We start from the raw sequence: 25,448 nt of genomic DNA, 5'->3' as shown, positions 1-25,448 counted from the left end.
ACTTTTTTTATGTGTTTCAGGAGCACTATGACCAGGCTTGTTATTCTGGATCGGGATGGCGTGATCAATGAAGATTCAGACCAGTACATACGGTCTGAACAAGAATGGCTTCCTATTCCGGGAAGTATTGAAGCCATTGCCCGGTTATCATCTGCGGGCTATAACGTCGTTGTAGCGACCAACCAGTCCGGGTTAGCCCGTGGCTACTTCACTGGCAAAGAGCTCGATGCCATGCATAACAAGCTAATCAGGCTGGTCAAAGAGCAGGGAGGTCATATCAATGGCATCTATTACTGCCCACACGGCCCGGATGACCACTGTCAATGCAGAAAGCCGGCAACAGGGCTTATTGACCAGATTTTTACCGACTACGATGCCAGCCCGGCAGAAACCTGGGTGGTTGGCGATTCACTGCGTGATCTTCAGGCAGGGGTCCGCAGTGGTTGTAAAGTTGCCCTGGTACTGACGGGTAAAGGCGTTAAAACCCACGCTAAACTCATCGAACACCCGGAAGCGATTTCTGGTAGCCTATCTGGTAGCAGGGATGTAGCTGTTTATAACAATCTGAACAGCTTTGTAGAAGAACTACTTTCAGAGGGATTTTAATGTCATCAGCTGTCGGTTCTGCAACTACCCGGGCAGTGACCCGGTCAATGGCCACTACCTTTTCTGTTTTAAGGACAACTGTCTTTTATTTGTCGCTGGCAGTCTGGACCGTGTTCTGGGCAATGCTGATGATTCTGTTTATCTACCCCTTCAGGTTTAATCTACGTCATCGCATTTTTGTCAAAACATGGGCTGTTGTATCAGTATATCTTTGTCGTTTAATTTGCGGTATTCGATGGCGTGTAACCGGAACAGAGAATATTCCTGATACTCCCTGTGTCATTATCAGTAACCATCAAAGCACCTGGGAAACGTTTTTCCTGCAAACCTTATTAACTCCCCAGACTCAGGTGATCAAACAGGAGCTACTGAAAATCCCCTTCTTTGGCTGGGCTTTTCAAAAAATCAGACCCATCGCCATTAATCGTAAGGATGCCCGACAGGCACTTCAGCAGGTCAGAGAGCAGGGTAAAGCAGCACTTGCCCATAACGTCTGGGTCCTTATTTTTCCGGAAGGAACACGCGCATCTCCCGGTGAACCGGGCAAGTTTTCCCGTGGTGGCGCAGGGCTGGCGAAAGCGGCGGCAGTGGATATTCTTCCCATAGCCCATAACGCCGGTGTTTTCTGGCCGAACAGCTCCTGGATAAAACGCCCCGGAACGATTCAGGTAGAGATCGGGCCCGTCATCAAAACAGAACCCCTTTCGGTGGCAGAAGTAAATGATACCACCCGTGACTGGATTACACGTGCGCTGCAAACGATGCAATAACCGACTGCTATTTATCAGTACCCTGCATTGCTTACCACCTATGGCTTTGATCAAATCCGGGCAACCTCGGCCCGGGTAAAGCCTTCTTCCTGTCGACCCGCTGTACCAAAGCCTGGTTGTAATACCAATCGAACTTTTTAACTCCCTTGATGAGTATGAAGATTTGATACGTTCGTTCATTTTGCGATTTCAGAAAAATCCGAAGAAGTTAGTTTCGCCCTGCTATACTCAGCCGGTTCTAAGTCTGATGCCATTACAATGATTATTAAAATACATGTATCTGAATTGAGTTTTTCTTTCGCGGTGTCAAACAATGTATAGGACTCACGATCTGTTATTACCACCGAGAATAAATGCTTCCCCCCATATTAACGCATCCTGTGTTGCATTGAATGTGCTGAAAGCAGGAAACAGTGTTCAAAGAATTAATACATGGATAATAATAACGCGCATCTAAACGTTCATAACCTTATTTTGGCCCGTCATCAGGCTAATAAATACCACAGAAATAAGACAGCCCCCTATGCGAGGCCCTATGCGAGGCCAGGCTTTAACAGATCCATAAGATACATACAAAAGCCACAAGGGGCATCCAATGCAACGTCTTATATACCCAGAAGCCCGGGCATCCCAGAAAACAGGAAGGAATTTCAACGTTTTCATCATCGTCCCCCATCCCGCTCTCAACCGGGTGCGGGCTATCATCGACAGGGGGAAATTCCCGGTATTAATGAAGGGTTCAGCTCTTTAAGCGCAGGTGATAATGATCATGCCCTCAAATTAGCAGAAGAGATATTAAAGAATAATGCCAGATTGAGTCGGAGTAACTATCTGCGCGCAAACCTGCTTAAAGCCAGAGCCCTTTTGAATTCAGGGCTAGTTAATGATTGCCTGCGATCAATAGAACAGGTAAAACCTCCCCTTAACAAATGGTTACTGATGACAAAAGGCAAAGCACTTCAAGGCAAAAAACTCATGTTTGAAGCGCTGCATGTTTTTAAGGACATTTATGAAAACCACTCAATTAAGTACAACGATAAAAGAAATAATTATCTTACCCTTGGCATACATTACCAGCGCATGGGAGAGCATCAGGAGGCACTGACAATCTTTATCAAGCTGCGCACTGACCTCTCCGGGCATGAAGCCACTCCCTGCAACGACAAGCAAGTAGAACTGGCCCTTGGCTGGCTATACCAGGACATGGGGCTGTATCAGAAGGCGCTGACAATCTTTTGCAAGCTACGTGCCGACATCTCCGGACATGAAGCCACTCCCTGCAACGACAAAAAAGTAGAACTGGCCCTTGGCCGACTATACCAGAGCATGGGACTGCATCAGAAAGCACTGACGATCTTTATCAAGCTGCGTACCGACCTCTCCGGGCATGAAGCCACGCCTTGCAACGACAAGAAAATCGAACTGACCCTGGGTCGGCAATTCCAGTTCATGGGACGATATCAGGAGGCACTGACGATCTTTATCAAGCTGCGCACTGACCGCTCCGGGAATGAAGACACCCCCTGCAACGACAAAGAAGTTGAACTGGCCCTTGGTCGGCAATTCCAGCTAATGGGACGGTATCAGGAGGCGCTGACGGTCTTTAAGACGCTTCGCACCGATCGTTCCGGACATGAAGATACCCCCTGCCACGACAAGGACGTAGAGTTAGCCCTTGGTCGGCTTTACCAGGACATGGGACTGCATCAGAAGGCACTGGCGATCTTTACGAAGCTGTACTCCGCCCACTCCGGGCATCCAGGGACTCCCTGCAAAGACAAGGAAGTTGCTCTGGCCCTTGGTCGGCTATATCAGGACATGGGACTGCATCAGGAGGCGCTAATGATGTTTTTTAAGCTGCGTACTGACCGTTCCGGGCATGAAGGCACACCTTGCAACGACAAGGACGTTGAACTGGCCCTTGCCGTGCAATACAACTGCATGGGACGGTATCAGGAGGCACTGACGATCTTTTATCAGTTGCGCAGCGACCGCTCCGGGCATGAAGGCACTCCTTGCAATGACAAGGACATTGAACTGGCCCTTGGTCGGCTATACCAGTACATGGGAGGGTATCAGGAGGCACTGACGATCTTTATCAAGCTGCGCACCGACCGCTCCGGGCATGAAGGCACTCCTTGCACCGACAAGGACATTGAACTGGCCCTTGGTCGGCTATACCACGATATGGGACAGTATCAGAAGGCGCTGGCGATCTTTAACAAACTGCGCGCCAACCGTTCCGGGCACGAAGATACTCCCTGCAACGACAAGGACATAGAGTTAACCCTTGGCCGACAATACGAGTACATGGGACGGTATCAGGAGGCGCTGACGATCTTTACCACGTTGCGCACCAACTGCTCCGGGCATGAAGACACTCCTTGCAATGACAAGGAAATTGAACTGGCCCTTGGTCGGCTATACCAGCACATGGAACTGCATCAGAAGGCGCTGGCGATCTTTAACAAACTGCGCGCCAACCGTTCCGGGCACGAAGATACTCCCTGCAACGATAAGGACATAGAGTTAACCCTTGGCCGACAATACCAGTACATGGGACGGCATCAGGAGGCGTTGACGGTCTTTAAGAATCTGCGCACCGACCTCTCCGGACATGAAAGTACTCCCTGCAATGACAAGGACATTGAACTGGCCCTTGGTCGTCTACACCAGAGCATGGGACGATATCAGGAAGCACTGGCGATCTTTATCAAGCTGCGCAGCGACCGCTCCGGGCATGAAGGCACCCCCTGCAACGACAAGGAAATTGAACTGGCCCTTGGCGACATTCATGTCGATTTAATGAACTGGCGTCAGTTTGACCAAATGCAACTTGATAAAAAGGGTTTTGCCGGGCCTGAAGTGGACTTGTGTACCAGTATTCGTTACTTCAGAGAGTGCATTTATTCTGGTCAAAGCAAGGAAATTCCAGGGCTTTTGGCTAAAGCCATTGAGCATGGATGTAATGCAATAGAAAAAAGCCAGTATCTCGATGCATCATCTTTTAGTCAGTTAGGACACTGCCTTCGTATCGCAGCATTATTACCTGTTGAGAAAACACAGGATTTCTTTTCAAAAGATGAATTGAAAAACCTGGTTTCTGAATATTTTACCAAAGCTAACAAACTGTACCCTTACCGACAGGACCGGCTAAAAACTGAAGACTGGAGGAAAATAGAGCGTACTTTTTTAGCAAGGATACCTGTCGGACTTAAGACTGCCCTACCGCGAGAATAACCTGTGTTCCCAAAAAATTCAGCCATAGTATTGGGTGAAAGTCTCTTATTGATAGTGGTAATCAGGAAAATTTAAGTACCCATAGGGAACCAGAGCCAAATAAAGATGTCCCAAGTTTTTCAAAGCAGTAAAAACAAGAGATGTTATGAACGTCACTAACGGTGTTTCATGCTCTATATGTCATGACGTAGCAAACTGTGAACTCATCCAACTGACCTGTAGGCATGCGTTTGGCCGATCATGTATGCGACTATGGTTAGCTACTTCTGACCAAAGGCACTGTCTGCTGTGTGAACAACCATTAACTGATTATGAATTGCAAAGGATAAATTATATTTCGTTGTCTGAACGTGTGGTTGGTGTTTCGTCCACCGCTATTAGCATTTTTAAACAGCATTGCCCACAAGTTATTCTGCGTGGCTTACATATACTCACGTCTGTGACACGTATGGCTTGTGGCGTGCTTCTTTTCCTGGGTTATTTTGCCATTGCTGATAAAGAACTCCAGCATGTGCTCTTAGACGCTTTGCCGAATGTCATTGGTCATACTTTGGCTACTTATGTGACTGCCTGTGCTATCCTGGCTCTCGGTTCTGCTGTTGGTTCTTTCGGATCTGCTGGGGGAGTTTCTAAAGTTTTCGGAACTGCTGTCGGGATGACTTCCGGAGCTTTAACATCGGCTTGTGCCTGTGAGATATATGGCGATACGAATGGCGTCCGGTTCCCCACCACACTTCGCAACGCAATTATAGCTTTAGGGGGGCTCGTTGCAGGTGCCAGTGCCTTTACCGCCTATGGTATTAAACCGATCAACCGTTAGGCGGGGCTGAACACATGGTAGATTATTACCCTCCCAGAACTCCAAACAACCGGTATAACTGTGGATTTTTTTATTCCATATACTTTTCAACAAGCTGAATCATAATATGGATTGCCTTGATATGGACCTCCTGAATCCGATCAGCATAACCAAAGTGAGGCACACGAATTTCAACATCCGCCATCCCCGCCATCTGGCCGCCATCTTTGCCTGAGAGCAGAATAACCTTCATCCCTTTTGCCCTGGCCGCTGCTACCGCCTTGATAATATTCCCGGAATTACCACTGGTGCTGATCCCAAGCAGTACGTCCCCTTCCCTGCCTACCGCTTCAACGTAACGTGAGAAGACATACTCATAACCAAAGTCGTTGGATACACAGGAGATATGACTGGGGTCGGAAATGGCAATAGCCGGATAGCCAGGGCGATTATCGCGGAAACGTCCGGTCAACTCCTCAGCAAAGTGCATGGCGTCACAGTGGGAACCGCCATTACCACAGGACAGTACCTTGCCACCGGCTTTAAAGCTCTCAGACAATAACCGGGCAGCAAGATCAATGGATTCAAGATTGGCGTCATCATCCAGGAATCGGCTCAGCACAACCCTCGCCTCTTCCAACTCCTGTCGAATAATTGCTTTACATTCTGGAGACATAGAACACCTGAGAATCAAAAAAATAAAAAAAGTGCCGGTTAAAACCGACACTACTGAATTGGATTAAATATCGAGATTGGCAACATTCAATGCATTGCTTTCGATAAACTCTCGGCGGGGTTCTACATGATCCCCCATCAGCGTATTGAAGATCTGGTCTGCGGCAATCGCGTCTTCAATGGTGACCTTCAGCATTCTGCGGACATCCGGATCCATGGTGGTTTCCCACAGCTGGTCCGGGTTCATCTCACCCAGTCCCTTATAACGCTGAATGTAATGGCGCTTGGTGGATTCACTCATCAGCCACTCAAGGGCTTCCTCAAACGAAGACACGTCCTTCTTGCGCTCCCCTTTCTGAATAAAGGCCCCCTCCTCGATCAACCCTTGCAGTTTATTACCGAGAGAAACGATCTTTTTATAGTTAGTAGAGGCGAAGAAGTCGGCATTCCAGCGATAGTGGCTATCGACACCGTGGGCAATAATCGTCACCTTGGGCAGCCAGACATTGAGTTCCCGGTCTTCCTCTACGGAGAACGTCATGGTGCTACCGGCGGCTTTCAGGTTCTCAATTCTCTCGCTCAGTTGGGCAACCCAGGACTCCATTACGCTCTTATCAGCCAGGCTCTCTGCCGTGACTTCGGGCATGTAAATCATTTCCCGAAGCACAGTGACCGGGTAAATACGGGACAGCTTATCGGCCACTTTATGGACGTCTCTGAACTCTTTCACCAGTTCTTCAAGGGGCTGATCACTGATCCCGGGAGCATTTTCGTTAACATGCAGGCTGGCATTTTCCAGTGCTGACTGGGTCAGGTAACCATCCAGCGCACCATCATCTTTCAGGTACTGTTCCTGCTTGCCACGCTTAACCTTGTACAGCGGTGGCTGAGCAATGTAGATGTAGCCATTTTCAATCAGCTCAGGCATCTGACGGAAGAAGAAGGTCAACAGCAGTGTACGGATGTGCGATCCATCCACGTCCGCGTCGGTCATGATAATGATGTTATGGTAGCGGAGTTTTTCAATATTGAACTCCGTACGGCCAATGCCACAACCCAGGGCTGTAATCAGGGTTCCAACTTCCTGGGAGGAGAGCATCTTGTCAAAGCGGGCTTTCTCAACGTTCAGGATCTTACCCTTGAGAGGCAGGATCGCCTGAGTCTTGCGGTTACGGCCCTGCTTGGCTGAACCACCCGCAGAGTCACCCTCCACTATGTAAAGTTCAGAAAGTGCCGGGTCTTTCTCCTGGCAGTCCGCCAGTTTGCCGGGCAATCCGGCAATGTCCAGGGCACCTTTTCGGCGGGTCATTTCCCGGGCCTTTCGGGCGGCTTCACGGGCCCTGGCAGCGTCCAGCATCTTACCGACAACCGCTTTGGCTTCCTGGGGGTTTTCTACCAGGTAGTCCGCCAGGTATTTGCCCATCTCCTGCTCTACCGCGGTTTTTACCTCGGAGGACACCAGCTTGTCTTTGGTCTGGGAGGAGAATTTAGGGTCCGGCACTTTGACAGAGATGATTGCCGTCAGGCCTTCACGGGCATCATCACCGGAGGTGGCCACCTTGGCCGTCTTCTGGAAACCTTCCCGTTCGATATAGCCATTCAGGCTTCGGGTCAGCGCCGCACGGAAGCCCGCCAGATGCGTTCCACCATCGCGCTGGGGGATGTTGTTGGTAAAGCAGAATACCCCTTCCTGGAAGCTGTCATTCCACTGCATGGCCACTTCCACACCAATACCGTCTTCACGGGTCATTTCAAAGTGGAAGACTTTATTGATGGTGGTTTTATTCTGGTTCAGGTGTTCCACAAAGGCCTTCAGACCACCATCGTATTTGAAGTCATCAACCTTGCCGGTGCGTTCATCCGTCAGCTGGATATAGACCCCTGAATTCAGGAACGAAAGTTCACGCAGGCGCTTGGCCAGAATGTCATAACTGAACTGAATATTTGAGAAGGTCTCCGGGGAAGGAATAAAGTGCAGTTCCGTGCCGGTAACGTCCGTCTCACCAATAACCTTTAGCGGCTCTTCCGGAACCCCTTGATGGTACACCTGCTGATGAACCTTGCCATGGCGGCGGATGGTCAGTTTCAGCTGACTGGACAAGGCATTAACCACTGACACACCCACACCGTGCAAACCGCCGGAGACCTTATAGGTGTTGTCATCAAATTTACCACCGGCATGAAGCACCGTCATGATGACTTCAGCGGCAGAAACGCCCTCTTCCTCATGGATATCCACAGGGATACCACGGCCATTATCCTTAACCGTGATGGACTCATCCGGGTGAATAATGACAGAAATCTTGTCACAGTGCCCTGCCAGCGCCTCATCGATGGAGTTATCAACCACCTCAAACACCATATGGTGCAGACCGGTACCATCATCGGTATCACCAATGTACATCCCCGGGCGCTTGCGGACAGCATCCAGGCCCTTGAGGACCTTTATATTGGATGCGTCGTAGTTTTGTTCACTCATGCTCTATCTCCAAAGACTCAGCCCGGCGAATACTTTGCTGACCAGGGTTCTCATGTGATGTAACAGTAACCTGCCCATGTTTCACGTGAAACATTTTCACTTCCGTTTCAGGCAACCAGCAATGTTCCAGTGCCTCCTTCTCAACACAGGTGATGAAGGTCTGGCAGTTCATTTTTTGAAACAATCGACAAAGCTTTTGTCGATTAGGGGTATCCAGTTCTGATGGCAGGTCATCGACCAGGAAGATGCACTGTTTGTCTTGCAGCTCTTTGTATAAAAAGCCCTGAGCGAGTTTCAGTGCACAGACCACCAGTTTTAATTGACCTCGGGAGAGGATATCAACCGCACTGCCTTTGCCCATCCGAATCCTTAAATCTGCCCGTTGCGGCCCGGCATGGGTATAGCCCGATTGGACATCCCGTGCCAGTCCGCTACTGAGTACTTCATGCAGTTCTCTCTCCCGATCCCACCCTCGGTAATATTGGATGGAAAGATTATCCAGATCTGCCAGTTCCGAAAGCACCTCATTGAAGACGGGCGTCAGTTTCTGGATATAATCGCCGCGTAACACATCGATGGCATTGGCCGCTTTGGCAAACTCTATGTTCCACGAAGTCAATTCAGAACCGTTTATTCTACCATGACGGAGCAGACTGTTCCGCTGTTTCAGAGCCTTCTGCATGCGTTTCCATAGCGGGAAAAAGTCATGATGTTTCACGTGAAACACCCCCCAATCAATAAAGTTCCTTCTCAGCTTTGGGGAGCCTTCAAGCAAACGGAAGGTGTCCGGATTAATCACCTGTAAGGGCAGTAACCTGGCCAGCTCAGAGGTGGACTTCAGGTTTTCTCCGGACACCCGTATCTGCAGTGTTTCATCCCGCAGGTTTCTGGAAACGCCAACCGGTATGGTTCCCGATGGCACACCGATTCGGCCAAACACCGTACAGACCTCGGCATCACGATTGATCACCGGTTTAATTCGGGAGGTCCGAAACGATCGGGCAACCCCGAGAAGATGTATGGCCTCAAGCACGCTGGTTTTACCACTGCCATTGAGCCCGTAGAGCACGTTTACAGAAGAGGAAGGGGTAAGCGAAACAGAGGAGAGGTTTCTAATATCGGTTATGGCGAGCTGTTGAATCATATTCTGTTTATTTCCGAACCTGAGTAGCCCGGAAGCCGGATCAGGGCGAGTGTCTGATGCCACAACATCAGACACTGACTACTTCTGCCGACAGGCGGTTACAGCCTCATAGGCATAACAACATAGGTGGAGTCACCAGACTCAGACTCCTCAAGCAGCGCACTGCTGTTCGGGTCGGAGAGGGTCATCTTGATGGTCTCTCCAGAAAGCACAGAAAGCACATCCAACAGGTAGCTGACGTTAAACCCGATCTCCATGGAGTCACCATGATAAGCCAGGCTCAACTCTTCTTCGGCTTCCTCCTGCTCCGGGTTGTTAGCAATCACCTTAAGCTGGCCATCCGAAAGAATCAGGCGGATACCCCGGTATTTCTCATTGGACAGAATAGACGCACGCTGGAATGACTGACGCAGTTCCTGGCGATCACCAATAATGATTTTATTGCCGCCCTTCGGGATCACCCGCTCATAGTCAGGGAACTTACCGTCCACCAGTTTGGAGGTGAACATAAAGTCGCCGGTTTTGGCTCTGATATGATTCGCACCCAGGGTAATATGAACACTCTCTTCCCCTTCGGTGAGCAGACGCGCCATCTCAAGAATACCCTTACGGGGCACAATGACCTGATGCTTGTCCTGCTGGTTGATATCGGCATCCACGCTGCACATGGCCAGGCGATGTCCATCGGTAGCCACCGCACGGAGACAGTTCTGGCTGACTTCCAGCAGCATGCCGTTCAGATAGTAACGAACATCCTGCTGGGCCATGGCAAAGCCGGTACGGTCAATCAGGCGACGAAGACGTGACTGACCAATGGTAAAGGATACCGATCCCGCCTCCTCTTCAATACTGGGAAACTCATTGGCCGGCAAAGTGGAGAGGGTAAACCGGGACCGGCCAGCCTTTACCTTGACCTTCAGATCATCCTGATGCACTTCAATCAGGGTGTTTTCAGGCAGGGACTTACAGATATCCATCAGCTTTCTGGCCGGTACCGTAATCTCTCCGGCTTGTGCAACATCTTCCAGGGCGACACGGCCAACCAGTTCGACTTCCAGGTCAGTACCGGTTAACGAGAGCTGGTTTCCATCGACTACCATCAACACATTGGACAATACCGGCAGCGTCTGTCTGCGCTCAACCACACCGGCAACCAGCTGAAGTGGCTTAAGCAATGCTTCCCGATTAATGGTAAATTTCATCGCTTTCCTTTCTCTTGATATAAAAAGGTATTCACCTTTTTATGAGGTTGAATAAGGTGGAATTAACTTGTCAGTGAGCGCAACAGGTTTTTGTAATCGCTTTTGATCTCGTTATCCACTTCGACCAGTTCTTTTACTTTACGGCAAGCGTGAAGAACGGTGGTATGATCACGTCCGCCATAGGCATCACCAATCTCGGGCAAACTATGACTGGTCAACTCTTTGGAGAGTGCCATGGCGATTTGCCTTGGCCTTGCCACAGAACGACTGCGACGCTTGGAAAGAATATCCGCCACTTTGATCTTGTAGTACTCAGCAACCGTCCTCTGGATATTATCTATACTGACCTGTTTATCCTGTAAAGCCAACAGGTCTTTCAGGGACTCGCGGATCAGATCAATATCAATACGGCGTCCCATAAAGTGCGCACTGGCGATTACCCGCTTCAGGGCACCTTCGAGTTCACGCACATTGGAACGGATTCTCTGGGCAATAAAGAAGGCGGCTTCATGGGGCAGTTCTACTTTCTGCTGTTCTGCCTTTTTCATCAAAATGGCAACGCGGGTTTCCAGCTCGGGCGGCTCAACGGCTACCGTTAAACCCCAGCCAAATCGTGACTTCAGCCGTTCTTCAACGCCGCTGATCTCCTTTGGGTAACGGTCACAGGTCAGAATCATCTGCTGACCACCTTCCAGCAACGCATTGAAGGTGTGGAAAAACTCTTCCTGTGAGCGCTCTTTACCGGCAAAGAACTGGATATCATCAATCAGTAGCGCATCAACAGAACGATAGTATTTTTTAAAATCATTAATGGCATTCAGCTGCAGTGCTTTCACCATATCCGCAACAAAACGCTCGGAGTGTAAATAAACGACTCTGGCATTACGGTTCTGCTTGACCAGGAAATTACCCACCGCATGCATCAAGTGAGTTTTACCCAGACCAACGCCACCGTATAAGAACAGTGGGTTGTAGGAAGCACCGGGGTTTTCTGCCACCTGTCGAGCGGCCGCCAGGGCCAGCTGGTTTGATTTACCCTCAACAAAGGTTTCAAAAGTGAAACCAGTGTTCAGCGAACTGTGATGCTTGATAGACCCTTCAACTTCAACCTGCCGCACCGGGGTAACAGGCTCATCAGCCGCAGCACTCACCGACTCTTTCAGCGGGTTTACCTTGATCTGGGCGGGCTCTTCTGTCTGCCTGCTGTCATCTTCCTGAAAACCGGAGTCTGATACCAGATCCGGCTCCGGGGTATTGTCCTGCGCTACTGTTAAAGCAGACACCAGCTCATGGGTAACCACGGAACGCTCAATAGCGGCCTGTTTCAGCGGGTTCTCAATGGGTTTCTCAGAAACGGTCACCGTTGCCGCAGGCTGAATCTCTCTGGGTGGCACTTCCCTGAGCTGCGGCTCTCTTGGCCGTGCAGATCGCTTGCTCAGTGAGGGTGGCCGACGATTGGACACCGCCAACGCTACGGCTGGAGAGTCCCCATCGGACAGTTCATCCAGAATCTCTTCGATTCTTGGCAAAAACTTCTCTTTCACCCAGTCGGCAACGAACCGGTTGGGAGCCAGTAAACACAAATCGTGTTCGTCCCCCATCACTTTCAAAGGGCGAATCCAGGTATTGAATTGCTGAGAAGACAGCTCATCCTGCAGGATATCGATACATTTTTGCCACAGCTCAAGGGGCACAGGCACTCTCCTACTCTCCTACTCTCCCGCTCTCCCACCCATCTCCGGATATAGATAAGGATCAGAATCAAGGTTTGATACGGGTATCACTGAAGCCGGTCAGACAGCCTGCTGAAGACCTTCAGGTATGAAATAACGATTGGATAGACAAAAGGGAATTGTATCCTTTCTGGCAAAAGTTATCCACACCTGCAAAATAGGACAACAGATCATCCATCAGAAACAATATCCTTATAATTCAATGAGTTGAAAATAAAACAGCCATAATGCGGAGGAAAATATTGCTTACTGCACCCTGTGGGTAGGTCCGTTTATGAATGGCAATAAACCCTATGATCTTCCTGTGGGTAAATTGAATAACAAGAGAACTGTGGATAACAGCCACACTTATCCACAAGCCATCAAGACCAAAACAACAACATACCTCCGGGATTTCTACAAAAAAGCACACATCCCCAAAGGCAGACGATAACTGGCATAAACGGAGTTATCCACAGAAAAACCCTGCCTAAATAATTACATTAAAATCAAAAACACATCACATAAGAGATAACTTATCTATTTATATATCTATGAATCGCTGCCTGGTGATTAACATTATTTGATCTTTTGTACTAACTTGAACAGGGTGTTCCAAGGCCATACCAACAAAATAAAATTCATTCATTATGTTAGATCCGCTATCAAGGCTGACGGCTGTGCTGGAGGCACAATTGCCCATGGCCAACAATGAGGTCACAGGGCACTTGGCTAGCCAGGGTGCTTTCGGGCGATGTGTGAAGGATGCCAGTCAAACAGAAAAGAAGCTGCCCGAGCAGTCCGTGGCCAATATAAACTCGACTGCCCGGGAAGGTAGGAATGGATTCAGGCAGATCTCAAAGGGAACCGATTTTCAGCTGAACCGGTACAAGATAAATCCTTTGTTAGAAATGGAATTTATGCCGACATACGGGGGATTTGAGCCAATCGGGTACTATTGTGGCCTGCATAGGACTCAATTGCAGAGTAAAATCAATCTGTTCCGTAAAATGATTCCAAAGTTGACCCTGGAAATCGGTCAAATTGCCAAGGACAAAAACTTGTCAATGTTCTCTGAGAGGATTCAGCGTTGGTGTTTTAACTGCCTATTCGTGCAGGATGCGTTGAGTTTGGATCCATCGATGAGGAACAACTGCAAGCTCCACGGATTGGAACAGCAGATGTGCCATTATGATGATCAGCTTGTGGAGTGTTTGCTCAGTTACCAGCCAGATACTCCTGATGAACAGCAAGAGCTGTTTATTATGTGTATCTGGTATCTAAGCCTGCTGGTAATTTCTGATAGAGGTCGAAGTGCCAACACTCTGGCTATCAACCGCAAGGTGGTCGCTCTTCTGAACGATGGTCTTATCCGGGAGATTGATAAAGAGAGAGCCCGGCTGCGTATTTCCTGCCTCTATTCGGCCGATGATCCCACCATGGACGATCAGAGATTATCGAAGATTCTGTTTGGTCAAATCATGACTTCGTTGGGGAATATCCGCTGTCACAGTCTTGATATTGCCAAATGTGAAAAGCTGTATGACATTGTTGAACAACTGGTTACCTCAGACCCGATATTCCGGCAAGAACAGGTTGCTGAGGATTTGCTCACTCAATGGCAGCAGATAAAAGCACATTTTTTGGAATTAACAACCACCACGATCCGGGACGTCGAGGGCATAAGAAAGGATTTTATGGGCAGTGGCGAATTCGATGAGACCTGTACGATCGAGTATACGTTCTTCTGTCTTGGTTTTTGGCAAAGCGGATTCTGCTCACCGGACATTGGCCTGATCGCTTTGCAGATTCTGTACCAGAACCGCTCGCTGCCATCCGTCAAAGAACTATTGGTAAATTCGCAGAAAGCGGCCTGTAACGATGGCCAGGATAATCCGGCGCTGTATGCCCTTATGGAGTTTCTGATCAATTATGCCTGTGAGGATAGTGTTGCCAGAGTCGAGAATGATGACCTGAGATATTACCTGAAAAGCCTGATCTTTTATCTGGATGGACAGCTCGACAAGGCCATTGCTCAGGCCCGGTTATCCCGTTTGCCAGAAGCTTTCTGGCTGCTTGGCTCACTCCAGATGAGTCAAGAAAATGCGAATACTGAAGAAGCCATTGCCAGTATTGAATCAGCCATTATTCGTGGTGTGGAAGCGGGCAAGCTGAAGCTGGCTCTGCTGTTGTTAAAATCCAGGGAACCGGACCTGTTGAAAATTTCCGGTTTGCTCAATGATGTGATGGAACACTATGGCAGTTTAGGTGCCGTCAAGCTGCAGAGTGGGCTGGCCGAGGTCCGTGACATCCTGGAGTTAAGCGCTGAAGCCAGTTCAGTGGTGAATTCCCCTGCATTGAACGATGACTGGCTGCTGAGTGATGACATGCCAAAACGGTCATCCGCTGTAGCCCCCAGAAATAAAAACAAAGGCAAGCGGTCCAAACATAAAAGAGCGGGCTCCAGGGGCGGCAAAGAGCGTTCAGCAGCTGACAGCCACAAAACAGGCAGGGCAAATAAAGCAGTTGGTGCTGACCACCGGCCGACAGTGGATATTCCCCTGGCGGTTGTTCCGCAATGTCAAACCCAATGGCTTACACAATACGATATGGCGATCCTGAGTCTGTCAGTTACCCATGCCGTATACTGCCGGGGGTACGACCAGGCCTATGAGTTGCTGCTGGAAGCTAATGGGAAAGTCAACTGGGATTTTCAGCAAGCCACCATCGCCCGGCTGGATTTGTGGCGCCTGCGGGAGCTGGCCAATAACCACCAGCATTTGCAGTTGTTAAGTCAGTCAGTGCAGGCAGGGGAGAAGACCATTGAATTCTCGGTAATCCCCCAGCAAAGCCCCCTGCTTGGCCAGTTCGGGCTGGCCCGGAGTGAGCCCATTCCCCTGACCGGCGACATCAGTGTAGCCCGTGATGCACTGCGTCATCTGTTGATCGACAAATCCTTAAACTGGCTCTGTTTTCTCCATGCAGAACCGTTGGCCCTGGAGGATCTCAAACGGCGATGGCAGGATCATCCGCTGGAGACGGCCGAACAGCAGTTAACGGATTTTGAGCACAGTCTGTCCATGGTATTTACCACCGCTTCCTATCTGTCAATGCTGGGGCATCTTTACGGAGATATTGCCCGGGACCGGGACCCTGCTGATGGTATCGAAGAGATCCGCCGAATCAAGGCATTGTCGGCCGCGTTTTACCAGGCTGCCAACAAGTTCAATGAATGGCGTAACCGCCTGAGAGATGATGGCGAACTAAACAGTCGGATCGCTAAGGCCACCCCTTTGGGCAACCTGCAGAAAATTCGTGCGAAGCAGGGCAGAACCTGCCGGGAAAAAATTGAAAACCAGCTTTACGGCGATGATCATCAACTCAGGACGGAATGAGCGAAGGAAGTGTAGGGAGAAACAACGGGTAGTAATGCGGTGCTTCTTGACAAATGCAAATTGACGCTAACCCTGCAATTACTTAGAATGCCCGTCTTTTGTAAGTCCATTAAGACGAGTAACCACGATGAAAAGAACTTTCCAGCCAAGCAACCTGAAGCGCAAGCGTAACCACGGCTTCCGTGCGCGCATGGCTACCAAGAACGGCCGTGCGGTAATCAACCGTCGTCGAGCTAAGGGACGCAAGCGTCTGTCAGCCTGATCAACCGCCTGTGGCTAAGAGAGCATCAGTGTGAGCTTATCTTTTAGCCGTGCATCACGGCTACGCTCCTCGGCTGATTTCAAACAGGTATTTGATACAACGGATATCAAGGTATCCAGCAGACAGCTTCTGATACTGGCAAAAGCCAATGAGCTTGGCCGGGCAAGACTGGGGCTGGTGGTTGCCAAAAAAAATATTCGTACTGCCGTTGGCCGAAACCGGGCCAAACGTCATATCCGGGAAACCTTTCGTCTGAAACAGGATGAAGTTGGTAACCTGGATATTGTCGTTCTGGTCCGGAAAGGTTTCAGTGATCTGAATGACAGTGACCTGAACCTGCTACTCAACCAGCAGTGGCAAAGGTTGAAACGAAGGCTGCACGAATGGGAAGCGTCGGCATCACGTTGATATCCAACCTGAAGAAAATGCCAGAGTTAACAGGAAGCCCCGGGGTTTTTCCTGTTCGGCTCGACCAGGCTCAGAAAGCTTTCTTATAGAAACAGCCGCAGTTGAGTGTCGACTGTCTGAGGCTGTTGCCCGCACAGGGCATGTTAATAAGCAATAAGGCTTTGATCTGGCTAAAGGCTTGCTATAGAGCCAGGGGCTTTCTACAGGACTAAGGGCGCCGACAAAATGAAGGCATTTATGGGCAGATTAGCAACTATCCCCCGATCATTGCTGATGGGACTGATCAGGATATACCGCTATGCGCTAAGTCCTCTGATGCCCAGCCGGTGCCGCTTTTACCCCTCTTGCTCTGCCTACGGCCTGGAAGCCTTAAATCGTCATGGTTTTCTGACTGGTAGCAAGCTTATCTTGCTCCGACTACTGAGGTGCCACCCCTGGCATCCAGGAGGATTTGACCCGGTACCGGAAAAAGATTCTGGTGATCATCGGACACAATCAGACAATCATATTCATTCACCTGAATGTGTGGCCCGGAACTCATGGATTTCCAAAGAACACTCCTGATCGGCGCTATTGCTGTAGTTGGTGTTTTAACACTGCAGCAATGGAATGAAGACTATCCCGGTACGCCGAAGTCGGCATCCGTCGCTCACTCCGTATCCAGCAGTCAAGCTGGTTCCGATCTGCCGTCGATGACTGATGGCAACGCTATTCCCGACACCGACGATGGTGCGGTAAAACCTTCTGCCCAGCTTATCAGCGTCAAGACCAATACCATTGATGCGCTGATTGACCCTGCCGGTGGCGATATCATCAGCCTGACCCTGCCGCAATACCCGGCATGGTTGCCGGAAGAAGGAGAGCCAACGGTGCCTTTCCAGCTTCTGGTGAACAGCCCGGACTGTCAGGGAGAAACCACCTGTGTCTTCACTGCACAGAGTGCGCTGGCAAAAACCGATGGCCCGGACGCGAACAACCTTCGCGGGGTTTACCAGGTAAAGCAGGCCAACTACACGCTTGGTGATGGTGAGAACACGTTGACCGTTGATCTCCATAAAACCATGGATGGCGTCGACATTACCAAAACCTTCACCTTCTATCGTGACCGCTACGATGTTGCTGTTCATTACCAGGTGATCAATAACAGCAATAAGGTGTGGCGTGATCAGTTTTATGCCCAGCTGAAGCGGGATAATTCAGAAGATCCAAGTCAGCTTAACTCCAAAGCGCCAATGAACACTTATCTGGGCGCGGCGGTTCGCTCTAATGATGAGCCTTACGCCAAGCTGCCTTTTGATGATTTTGCTGATAAGGCATTCGCTGAGCGGGTTCAGGGTGGTTATGCCGCCATGCTCCAGCACTACTTTGTCAGTGCCTGGGTTCCTGATCAGCAGAAAGCCCATCAGTATTACACCAAGCAGAACAAAGATGGCTACAACTTCGTCGGCTTCTATGACGATGCCATGGTGGCCCAGCCTGGTGAAACCATCGAGACCGGTGCCACTTTGTATGTTGGCCCAAAGAACCAGGAAAACCTGAAGTCTCTGTCCGATGGTCTTGAGCTGACCGTTGACTACGGCATGCTCTGGTTCCTGGCGCAGCCACTGTTCACCATCCTGAAGTGGATTCACTCTCTGGTTGGCAACTGGGGCTGGTCCATCATTCTGCTGACAGTACTGGTCAAGGCGGTATTCTATCCATTGAATGCCACCAGTTTCCGGTCCATGGCGAAAATGCGCAAACTGGGGCCCAAGCTTCAGGAGATGAAAGAGAAGTATGGCGATGATCGCCAGAAAATGTCTCAGGCCATGATGGAGCTGTACAAGAAAGAGAAGGTCAACCCGATGGGGGGCTGTCTGCCGATTCTGGTCCAGATGCCGGTGTTCATTGCCCTGTACTGGACTCTGCTGGAGTCGGTGGAGTTGCGCCAGGCTCCATGGCTGGGCTGGATTCACGACCTGTCCCAGATGGATCCGTACTTTATCCTGCCACTGATCATGGGGGCTTCGATGTTCATTCAGCAGATGCTGAACCCGACACCGCCAGATCCTGTGCAGGCTAAAGTGATGAAGATGATGCCGGTGATCTTCACCTTCTTTTTCCTGTTCTTCCCGGCGGGTCTGGTTCTGTACTGGGTGACCAACAACGTGCTGTCGATTATCCAGCAGTACATTATTACCCGGAAAATCGAACAAGAAGGCTAAGCCTTTCGCGAAGCAGCTTTCCCGGTTAAAGCTGCTTCGCTCTCCCTCTTCTCCTCAACCTCGCTTTGATAAAACCCTATCCTGAAAAGAGCCTGCCCATACTCATTCTGATGCGGTAAAAAATAGCGTCTGAATTTTCTACAGTTGCTCTGGGCTGAACCGATAAACAGTTAGTAACTTGGCCTTCCCACGTTGGGCTAACTGGATAAGATCAGCAACATGATTAAAAAACTGATAAGCACAGCCATAGTAAGCAGTGTTATCGGGAGCGCATCAGCCAATCCTGAGCTGGGGTACATGACTATTGGTACTGATCAGTACCAACTATTCAATGCGACCATTGCCATTGATGCTCTGCCGTCAGAACTTACCAACAAGAAGCTGAAGGTAAAGCTTGGGTCTATTACCGAATTTTCCCGGCATAATATTGAGTATGACAAGCAGGTCTCCAGTCTGCGGTTTAAAGTGGCCAAAGATAGCGATGGCAAGCCGCTGATCAAGGTTCGCTCGGTTCGGGAAATTACCTCCAGCGAACTGAAGGCTGTGATCAAGTTGACGGTGGGGAGTCAGAAAATATATGGGATCTATAATTTCAAGTTAACGCCCGGTAACGAACAGCAGGTTACCTTAAATCTGCTTAACGCTGACCATCAGCCTGAACAGCCGATCACAACCGCCAAAGCCCGACAGTCCTACGCTACGGCCCAGCCATTACCCTCTGAGACCAGTATTACCGCTTCAGACGTAGACGTTCTTACGATGTCTTCCGCCGGGCATTACCGGGTCAAGGCGGGGCAAAGTATCAGTGGCATTGCCATGGAGTTGCTGCCCCGGTATCCGGAGGTGGCCAACTGGCGAACACTGATGAACCAGCTGGCCTCTCTGAACCCAGAGGCCTTCATCAATGGCGATATCAATAAACTGCGGGTTAATGCGCAGTTACAACTGCCAGGACATCTCCGAGAAAACAATCAGGTCATCGACCAACCGTCATGGGCTTCGGTAAAAACATCTGACACTGCCAAGGGCAAGACCAACGTTGCGCACAGTCAACACGGACAAGCACCTTCGACGGTCAGCCACTCGTTAAACTCAACAATTATCATCAAAGACCTGCCAGAAGGCCTTGCCGGCAAAGACAACCTTAAGGTTCAGTTGGGCTCAATTACCGACTATTACCGACAAGGCATCGATTATAATCAGCAGGTTGCAGGTCTTCAGTTTGATATAACGGCGAATAACAACAGAGAAACGGTGCTCAGGGCTCGCTCGACCCGTGACATCAATGCCAGGCAACTGACGGCTGTGGTCAGGTTTTCGGCGGGAAGAAAAAAGGCCTATGGTGTTTATGAAATTCGTCCCGGTAACAATGGGCGACACATTGCTTTTAACCTGTTAGATATCAAGGGCGGGAAAAAGCCTCAGGTTGTCAAGAATAACGCCCCGGCAAAAACACCCGGTGACAGTGCCAAGAAGCAGGCGTTGGCCGCATTAAGCAGCAAACTGAAGTCGTATGAACAGGAACCGAACCATTCTTCCGACCAATCGGTTCATCAGGATACCTCACCGTCAAAGACCTCTGGTGATGTTGCCAAAACACAGGCATTGGCAGCATTACGTAAGAAAATGAATGGATATAAGCAGGCCAGGGAAAACCGTCAGTCCAGGACAGCTGGAAGGATCAATCGTAACAATGTTCAACCCTCTTCGATGTCTGGGCAGAAAACTTACCGCGTTGCCAAAGGTGAAAGTCTAAGCTCTATAGCCATGAAGCTAAGCAACGCTTATCCGGGCAGCTGGCGAGAGGTAATGAAAGGTCTGGTAAGCAGTAACCCCGGTGCATTTATTGGCGGTGATATTAACAAGATACGTGTAGGAACCCTGTTAAACCTTCCTGACGCCGGTCATTCTGATCGTCTTGATAAAGCCATGCCCCGTGGCAATTTGATGGCAGGACAGAAAACTTACCGGGTTGCCAAAGGTGACACGCTAAGCACTATCGCCATGAGGCTAAGCAAGGCTGACCCCGGCTCGATGGGCTGGCGGTGGATAATGAAAGGTCTGGTGAGAAATAACCTTGATGCATTTATCGGCGGTGATATCAACAAGATACCCGCAGGAACCCTGCTAAACCTCCCTGATGCCAGTCAAAATGATCATCTCTATAGAGTTGCGGCTGGCGACAATGTCAGTACGATTGCCTGGAGAATGCAGTATAAATATCCCCATCCCACTGGATGGCGAGGGGTGATGCAACAGATCGTTTATATGAACCCCGGGGCTTTCACTGACGGTAATCCAAACAGGCTACGGGCGAATGAAATACTGATCATGCCCGATGCCGGTGCTGTTGAGATTGAGGCGGAAAATCAGGAGTTGGCCGAGCAGCAGCCAGAAATAAAGAGATCAAACGCTGATAGTCACCGTAAGCGGCAGGAATTACGGCAGAAGTTGGCAGAAATAGCCAAAAAGAGGGCCGCTGCCGCTCAGCAGTCATCAGCAGCACAGACATCTGATACGAAAAGCAATCAGCCGAAAAAAACACATCAGGCGTTAGCAAAGCAAGAGCAGAGGTTCTCTCCCACTTCGGAGCAAGCAGAAGCGCAGACAGCAAATACCGATATTTACCGTAAGCCGGAAAAAACGCATCAGACGTTGGCAAAGCTGGACCGAAAAATGCCATCAATGCCTGCAGAGCAGCCGGTGCAGCAGACAGCAGAAACTATTTATAAGGTCACTGCAAGTCAGAGTCTTGCTGCCATTGCCCATAAGTTGATACCCGATTATCCACAGTTCGACAGCTGGTATGACTTACTCCAGGAACTGGCAAAGCTAAACCCCTCACTGTTTGTAAATAATGATATTGGTGCAATCAGAAAAGGGACTGTGTTGCAGCTACCAGAGAAACAATCCCCCAAACACTCTATGGATGGCACATCGACATCATCCAAACCGGTGGAGCGTATTCAAGGGGAACCCCTCAGCGTAAGACCGCCTGAGGAAACCACAGGTAATGTGACCGCCCCTTCATACAACAAAATCAGTAACTCACTGCTGTCCAGAACCGGAAAGACTCCGGTATACAAGGTCCCTGAAGGCTATACCATCAGCATGGTGGCGATTAAACTGTTACCTCTGTATCCGGACTATGACAACTGGACATCCTTGATGAAGGACCTTTATAAACTCAACCCGGATGCTTTTATCAACAGAGATATCAACAAGCTCCGTGACAACAGCCAGTTGAAATTGCCCCGCAGGATAAGCTCATGATCCTGTACTAAAACAGGCACCGGGCATAGACTATGCCATCGTTTTAGCAGTTACCGATGGCTCGATATGTCTGATTTCAGCAACCTTCACCAGGATACCATTGTCGCCCAGGCCACAGCCCCCGGTCGTGGAGGCGTGGGTATTATTCGGGTGTCGGGTCCTGATGCCCTGCGTGTGGCAAGAGAAGTACTGAAGCTGGAGCCTAAACCGCGCTTTGCCCACTACACCCCATTTCATGATGCCTGTGGCCAGATTCTGGATGAAGGCATCGCGCTTTATTTTCCCAACCCCAACTCCTTTACCGGTGAGGATGTGCTTGAGCTTCAGGGCCATGGTGGCCCCATCATCCTTGATCTGCTGCTGAAACGCATTCTGGCGCTTGGCGTCCGTCAGGCAAACCCGGGAGAGTTCTCCGAGCGGGCTTTTCTGAATGACAAACTGGACCTTGCCCAGGCTGAGGCCATTGCCGACCTGATCGACAGCACTTCCGAGCAGGCGGCACGTTCCGCCTTACGCTCACTGCAAGGCGCTTTCTCACAACGGGTCAATGCACTGGTTGAGTCTTTGATCGAACTGAGAATCTATGTTGAGGCCGCTATCGACTTCCCGGAAGAGGAAATTGATTTCCTGAACGATGGCAAAGTCACCGGTGAGCTGGCCAGTATCTCGCAACAGCTTGGTGAGGTTATCCGTGAAGCGGGCCAGGGCGCGATTCTCAGGGATGGCATGACCGTGGTGATTGCCGGTCGGCCCAATGCCGGAAAATCCAGCCTGATGAATGTTCTGGCTGGCCGGGACACGGCCATTGTCACCGATATTGCCGGCACGACCCGGGATGTATTGAAAGAGCATATCAATATCGATGGCATGCCACTGCATGTGATTGATACCGCCGGTCTGCGCAAAACCGAAGACCGGGTGGAACAGATTGGTGTCGAGCGGGCCTTTAAAGCCATTGAAGAGGCTGACCGGGTGTTGCTGATGGTGGATGGATCATCAACCGAAGCAACCCATGCTCATGATATCTGGCCTGAGTTTGCCGACCGTTTGCCCGTTCAGGAGAAACTGACCATCATTCGCAATAAAATCGACCTTACCGGAGAGCAGCCCGGGTTTTCAGAAGTTGATGGTGTTCCGGTTATACGACTCTGTGCCTGTAATGACCAGAAAAGCGAGCGCGGGGTTGGTGCTCTCCGGGAGCACCTGAAAGCCTGTATGGGATTTGAAGGTGCTATGGAAGGCAGCTTTTCTGCCAGGCGTCGCCACCTGGAAGCGTTGCGACAGGCGGGAGAGTATATTGAAAACGGCCGTCAACAACTGGAGCACCTTGGTGCCGGTGAGCTGCTCGCCGAGGACCTTCGCCTTGCTCAGAAAGCCCTGGGAGAAATTACCGGCACCTTTTCCAGTGATGATCTGCTGGGTCGCATCTTTTCGTCCTTCTGTATCGGGAAGTAACCGGTAGAAATTTAAAGACCGGGTTTGGCAGGAATGATCCACATTTTTCATAATGTGGATTCAATAAGTACTCCCCGCCCTATCGGGCATTCTAAGATTGCTCTGAGAACCTTCCTGCTTCAATACCCCTTCCCTTATTGCAGTAATTCTTCTTTACTGGGTGCTGAATTGTTACGTTTTATTGTTTTTCGGGAAAAGAACTTCAGAGCTATTCATCAGAAGCTGTATGGGTAAAGATACCGCGGTTAATGCTGATAATTCCGTTAACCAATACCCGGTAACAAACCCGGCTGATCACCCGACGGGAGGAAAAACTACCAAGGGGGTATCGATTGTTCCTCCGCAACAGATGTCACCTTTACTGGTATTACCGGATGAGATCCTGGTTGAAATTGCTGACTACCTGACTGTGGTTGATATTAGACGCCTGTCTTTAACAAATAAGCGTTTAATTACACTTTTCAACACAGAAGAAAAACTGAAAAAACTGGCCGCTCAATATTATGGCTCTGCCTCTGATGCCTATAGAAAAATGATTGAAAACATGGATATACCTGCTGTTCCGGGTAATGAAATTTATGACCCTTTATTACGGCTTGCTTATCATCGCTACGTAAGCAATAAATATCTGGAAAGTAATCCCCTGCAAACCTCCGTGATGACGCTGAATGGGCATACCTCCGGGGTGATCTCAGTCACGTTATTGTCTGATGGCCGGTTGGCTTCCTGTGATGGTCAAACCATAAAGGTGTGGGACCCAGGGAAGCCCCACGGGCAGCAATGCGTCATGACGCTCCATGGGCATACCTCCCGGCTGGGATCTGTCATAGCATTGGCCGATGGGCGGCTGGCTTCCTGCTCTCAAGACAAAACCGTAAAGGTGTGGGATCTGAGCAAACCCGACGACCAGCAATGCGTGGCGACGCTCAACGGGCATACCGGGGATGTAAATTCAGTTATGCAATTGCCCGATGGGCGGCTGGTTTCCTGTTCTTATGATGGGACTATTAAGGTGTGGGACCTGAGCAAGCCTAACGGTCAGGAATGTGTGGCGACGCTGAATGGGCATACCGATTGGGTGACCTGCGTTAGGACATTGCCCGATGGGCGGCTGGCTTCCTGCTCTCTTGACGATACCATAAAGTTGTGGGACGTGGGCAAGCCCGTCGGTGAGGCATGTGTGGCAACGCGGAATGCGCTCTGCTGGATGTTCACAATCACACCATTGCCCGATGGGCGGCTGGCTATCTGTACTCATGATGGGTCTATTATTAAGGTGTGGGACCTGAGCAAGCCCAACGGTCAGGAATGTGTGATGACGCTGAATGAGCATACCGGTTGGGTGACCTGTGTTACGACATTGCCCGATGGGCGGCTGGTTTCCTGTTCTTATGATGGGACTATTAAGGTGTGGGACCTGAGCAAGCCGAACGGCCAGCAATGTTTGGCGACACTGAAAGAGCATACCAAAGAAGTGCTCTTTGTTACGCCATTGCCCGGTGGGCGACTGGCTTCCTGCTCTCTTGACGAGACCATAAAGTTGTGGGACCTGGGCAAGCCAGACGGGCTGCAATGCATGGTAAAGCTGAATGAGCAGCCGACTTTCTGCTCCCCCCCGCGAAAAAGAAGAAAAATCGTTTAATGATGTAAAAATTACCGGTGGTATCTGAAGAGAAAGTTGCCGAGCAATGGCCTGCCTTGAGTCCTGATCATGTTTCCGGGACCATATTCCTGCATTCACTAATTCATTTATTTATTGAGTTAACGACGTTTTTATCGTCGGGTAGGGAAGTGGATAGGGATTTACTCTTTATCAGGGCCGAG

18 protein-coding genes are annotated in these 25,448 nt (G+C 50.0%); 13 read left to right on the top strand and 5 right to left on the bottom strand.

Annotated features, from left to right (window positions below; all coding sequences use genetic code 11):
- Positions 1-27: 27 nt before the first annotated feature.
- From gmhB to J7438_RS06420, 4 genes are all read left to right on the top strand, one after another.
- A complete protein-coding gene (gmhB, locus tag J7438_RS06435; protein WP_209275883.1) occupies positions 28-606 on the top strand; it encodes a D-glycero-beta-D-manno-heptose 1,7-bisphosphate 7-phosphatase in 579 nt (192 codons plus the stop codon).
- Positions 606-1,376, top strand: coding sequence for a lysophospholipid acyltransferase family protein (locus J7438_RS06430; protein ID WP_209275882.1), 771 nt, complete (start codon positions 606-608; stop codon positions 1,374-1,376). The genes gmhB and J7438_RS06430 overlap by 1 nt, the downstream gene beginning before the upstream one ends.
- Positions 1,377-1,808: 432 nt before the next feature.
- Positions 1,809-4,616 carry a tetratricopeptide repeat protein gene (locus J7438_RS06425; protein ID WP_209275881.1) on the top strand — a complete coding sequence of 936 codons (2,808 nt, stop codon included), beginning with the start codon at positions 1,809-1,811 and terminating at the stop codon, positions 4,614-4,616.
- Positions 4,617-4,932: 316 nt separating this feature from the next.
- Complete coding sequence (locus tag J7438_RS06420) at positions 4,933-5,436, top strand: hypothetical protein (RefSeq protein WP_286196436.1); 504 nt, start codon at positions 4,933-4,935, stop codon at positions 5,434-5,436.
- 70 nt (positions 5,437-5,506) lie between these two features.
- Here the strand turns inward: J7438_RS06420 and lpcA are convergent, their stop codons facing one another.
- From lpcA to dnaA, 5 genes are all read right to left on the bottom strand, one after another.
- Positions 5,507-6,091 (bottom strand): D-sedoheptulose 7-phosphate isomerase, encoded by a 585-nt coding sequence (lpcA, locus tag J7438_RS06415; protein ID WP_209275880.1) that lies wholly within the window; start codon positions 6,089-6,091, stop codon positions 5,507-5,509.
- Between the two features lie 63 nt (positions 6,092-6,154).
- Positions 6,155-8,569: a DNA topoisomerase (ATP-hydrolyzing) subunit B gene (gyrB, locus tag J7438_RS06410; RefSeq protein WP_209275879.1), complete on the bottom strand. Its 2,415-nt coding sequence runs from the start codon at positions 8,567-8,569 to the stop codon at positions 6,155-6,157.
- Entirely contained in the window at positions 8,562-9,788 is a 1,227-nt protein-coding gene (gene recF / locus J7438_RS06405) for a DNA replication/repair protein RecF (RefSeq protein ID WP_503003889.1), read from the bottom strand. The genes gyrB and recF overlap by 8 nt, the downstream gene beginning before the upstream one ends.
- 23 nt (positions 9,789-9,811) lie before the next feature.
- A complete protein-coding gene (gene dnaN, locus J7438_RS06400) occupies positions 9,812-10,915 on the bottom strand; it encodes a DNA polymerase III subunit beta (protein WP_209275878.1) in 1,104 nt (367 codons plus the stop codon).
- A gap of 62 nt (positions 10,916-10,977) precedes the next feature.
- Positions 10,978-12,609, bottom strand: a complete 1,632-nt coding sequence (gene dnaA / locus J7438_RS06395) for a chromosomal replication initiator protein DnaA (RefSeq protein WP_209275877.1) — start codon at positions 12,607-12,609, stop codon at positions 10,978-10,980.
- Between the two features lie 313 nt (positions 12,610-12,922).
- Here dnaA and J7438_RS06390 point away from each other — a divergent pair, with 313 nt between their 5' ends.
- The 9 genes from J7438_RS06390 to J7438_RS06350 all read left to right on the top strand — a co-directional run bounded on the left by J7438_RS06390 (position 12,923) and on the right by J7438_RS06350 (position 25,266).
- Positions 12,923-13,081, top strand: coding sequence for a hypothetical protein (locus J7438_RS06390; RefSeq protein ID WP_209275876.1), 159 nt, complete (start codon positions 12,923-12,925; stop codon positions 13,079-13,081).
- A 676-nt stretch (positions 13,082-13,757) separates the two neighbouring features.
- Positions 13,758-16,022, top strand: a complete 2,265-nt coding sequence (locus tag J7438_RS06385) for a hypothetical protein (protein ID WP_209275875.1) — start codon at positions 13,758-13,760, stop codon at positions 16,020-16,022.
- A 127-nt stretch (positions 16,023-16,149) separates the two neighbouring features.
- Positions 16,150-16,284, top strand: coding sequence for a 50S ribosomal protein L34 (gene rpmH, locus J7438_RS06380; RefSeq protein ID WP_081622094.1), 135 nt, complete (start codon positions 16,150-16,152; stop codon positions 16,282-16,284).
- A 30-nt stretch (positions 16,285-16,314) separates the two neighbouring features.
- Complete coding sequence (gene rnpA / locus J7438_RS06375; RefSeq protein WP_209275874.1) at positions 16,315-16,692, top strand: ribonuclease P protein component; 378 nt, start codon at positions 16,315-16,317, stop codon at positions 16,690-16,692.
- Positions 16,693-16,917: 225 nt separating this feature from the next.
- A complete protein-coding gene (yidD, locus tag J7438_RS06370; protein ID WP_353620100.1) occupies positions 16,918-17,256 on the top strand; it encodes a membrane protein insertion efficiency factor YidD in 339 nt (112 codons plus the stop codon).
- Entirely contained in the window at positions 17,232-18,896 is a 1,665-nt protein-coding gene (yidC, locus tag J7438_RS06365) for a membrane protein insertase YidC (protein WP_209275872.1), read from the top strand. Before yidD ends, yidC begins: the two co-directional genes overlap by 25 nt.
- A 297-nt stretch (positions 18,897-19,193) precedes the next feature.
- The gene (locus J7438_RS06360) at positions 19,194-22,169 is read left to right on the top strand and encodes a FimV/HubP-related protein (protein WP_209275871.1); all 2,976 of its coding nucleotides are present in this window, start codon (positions 19,194-19,196) and stop codon (positions 22,167-22,169) included.
- 66 nt (positions 22,170-22,235) lie between these two features.
- On the top strand, positions 22,236-23,624 hold the full coding sequence (mnmE, locus tag J7438_RS06355) for a tRNA uridine-5-carboxymethylaminomethyl(34) synthesis GTPase MnmE (RefSeq protein WP_209275870.1): 1,389 nt from the start codon (positions 22,236-22,238) through the stop codon (positions 23,622-23,624).
- Positions 23,625-23,850: 226 nt separating this feature from the next.
- Positions 23,851-25,266 carry an F-box protein gene (locus tag J7438_RS06350; protein WP_209275869.1) on the top strand — a complete coding sequence of 472 codons (1,416 nt, stop codon included), beginning with the start codon at positions 23,851-23,853 and terminating at the stop codon, positions 25,264-25,266.
- The last annotated feature ends 182 nt before the right edge of the window (positions 25,267-25,448 follow it).

The sequence above is a fragment of the Thalassotalea sp. G20_0 genome (assembly GCF_017744175.1).
Taxonomy (GTDB): domain Bacteria; phylum Pseudomonadota; class Gammaproteobacteria; order Pseudomonadales; family Endozoicomonadaceae; genus Endozoicomonas.
This window is presented reverse-complemented; position numbering and strand designations above follow the sequence as displayed.

Bases quoted from the DNA above. Each gene is read 5' to 3' on its own strand.
- gmhB (WP_209275883.1), top strand. From the start codon at position 28: ATGACCAGGCTTGTTATTCTGGATCGGGATGGCGTGATCAATGAAGAT.
- J7438_RS06430 (WP_209275882.1), top strand. From the start codon at position 606: ATGTCATCAGCTGTCGGTTCTGCAACTACCCGGGCAGTGACCCGGTCA.
- J7438_RS06425 (WP_209275881.1), top strand. From the start codon at position 1,809: ATGGATAATAATAACGCGCATCTAAACGTTCATAACCTTATTTTGGCC.
- lpcA (WP_209275880.1), bottom strand. From the start codon at position 6,091: ATGTCTCCAGAATGTAAAGCAATTATTCGACAGGAGTTGGAAGAGGCG.
- gyrB (WP_209275879.1), bottom strand. From the start codon at position 8,569: ATGAGTGAACAAAACTACGACGCATCCAATATAAAGGTCCTCAAGGGC.
- dnaN (WP_209275878.1), bottom strand. From the start codon at position 10,915: ATGAAATTTACCATTAATCGGGAAGCATTGCTTAAGCCACTTCAGCTG.
- J7438_RS06390 (WP_209275876.1), top strand. From the start codon at position 12,923: ATGAATGGCAATAAACCCTATGATCTTCCTGTGGGTAAATTGAATAAC.
- rpmH (WP_081622094.1), top strand. From the start codon at position 16,150: ATGAAAAGAACTTTCCAGCCAAGCAACCTGAAGCGCAAGCGTAACCAC.
- yidD (WP_353620100.1), top strand. From the start codon at position 16,918: ATGAAGGCATTTATGGGCAGATTAGCAACTATCCCCCGATCATTGCTG.
- yidC (WP_209275872.1), top strand. From the start codon at position 17,232: ATGGATTTCCAAAGAACACTCCTGATCGGCGCTATTGCTGTAGTTGGT.
- J7438_RS06360 (WP_209275871.1), top strand. From the start codon at position 19,194: ATGACTATTGGTACTGATCAGTACCAACTATTCAATGCGACCATTGCC.
- mnmE (WP_209275870.1), top strand. From the start codon at position 22,236: ATGTCTGATTTCAGCAACCTTCACCAGGATACCATTGTCGCCCAGGCC.
- J7438_RS06350 (WP_209275869.1), top strand. From the start codon at position 23,851: ATGGGTAAAGATACCGCGGTTAATGCTGATAATTCCGTTAACCAATAC.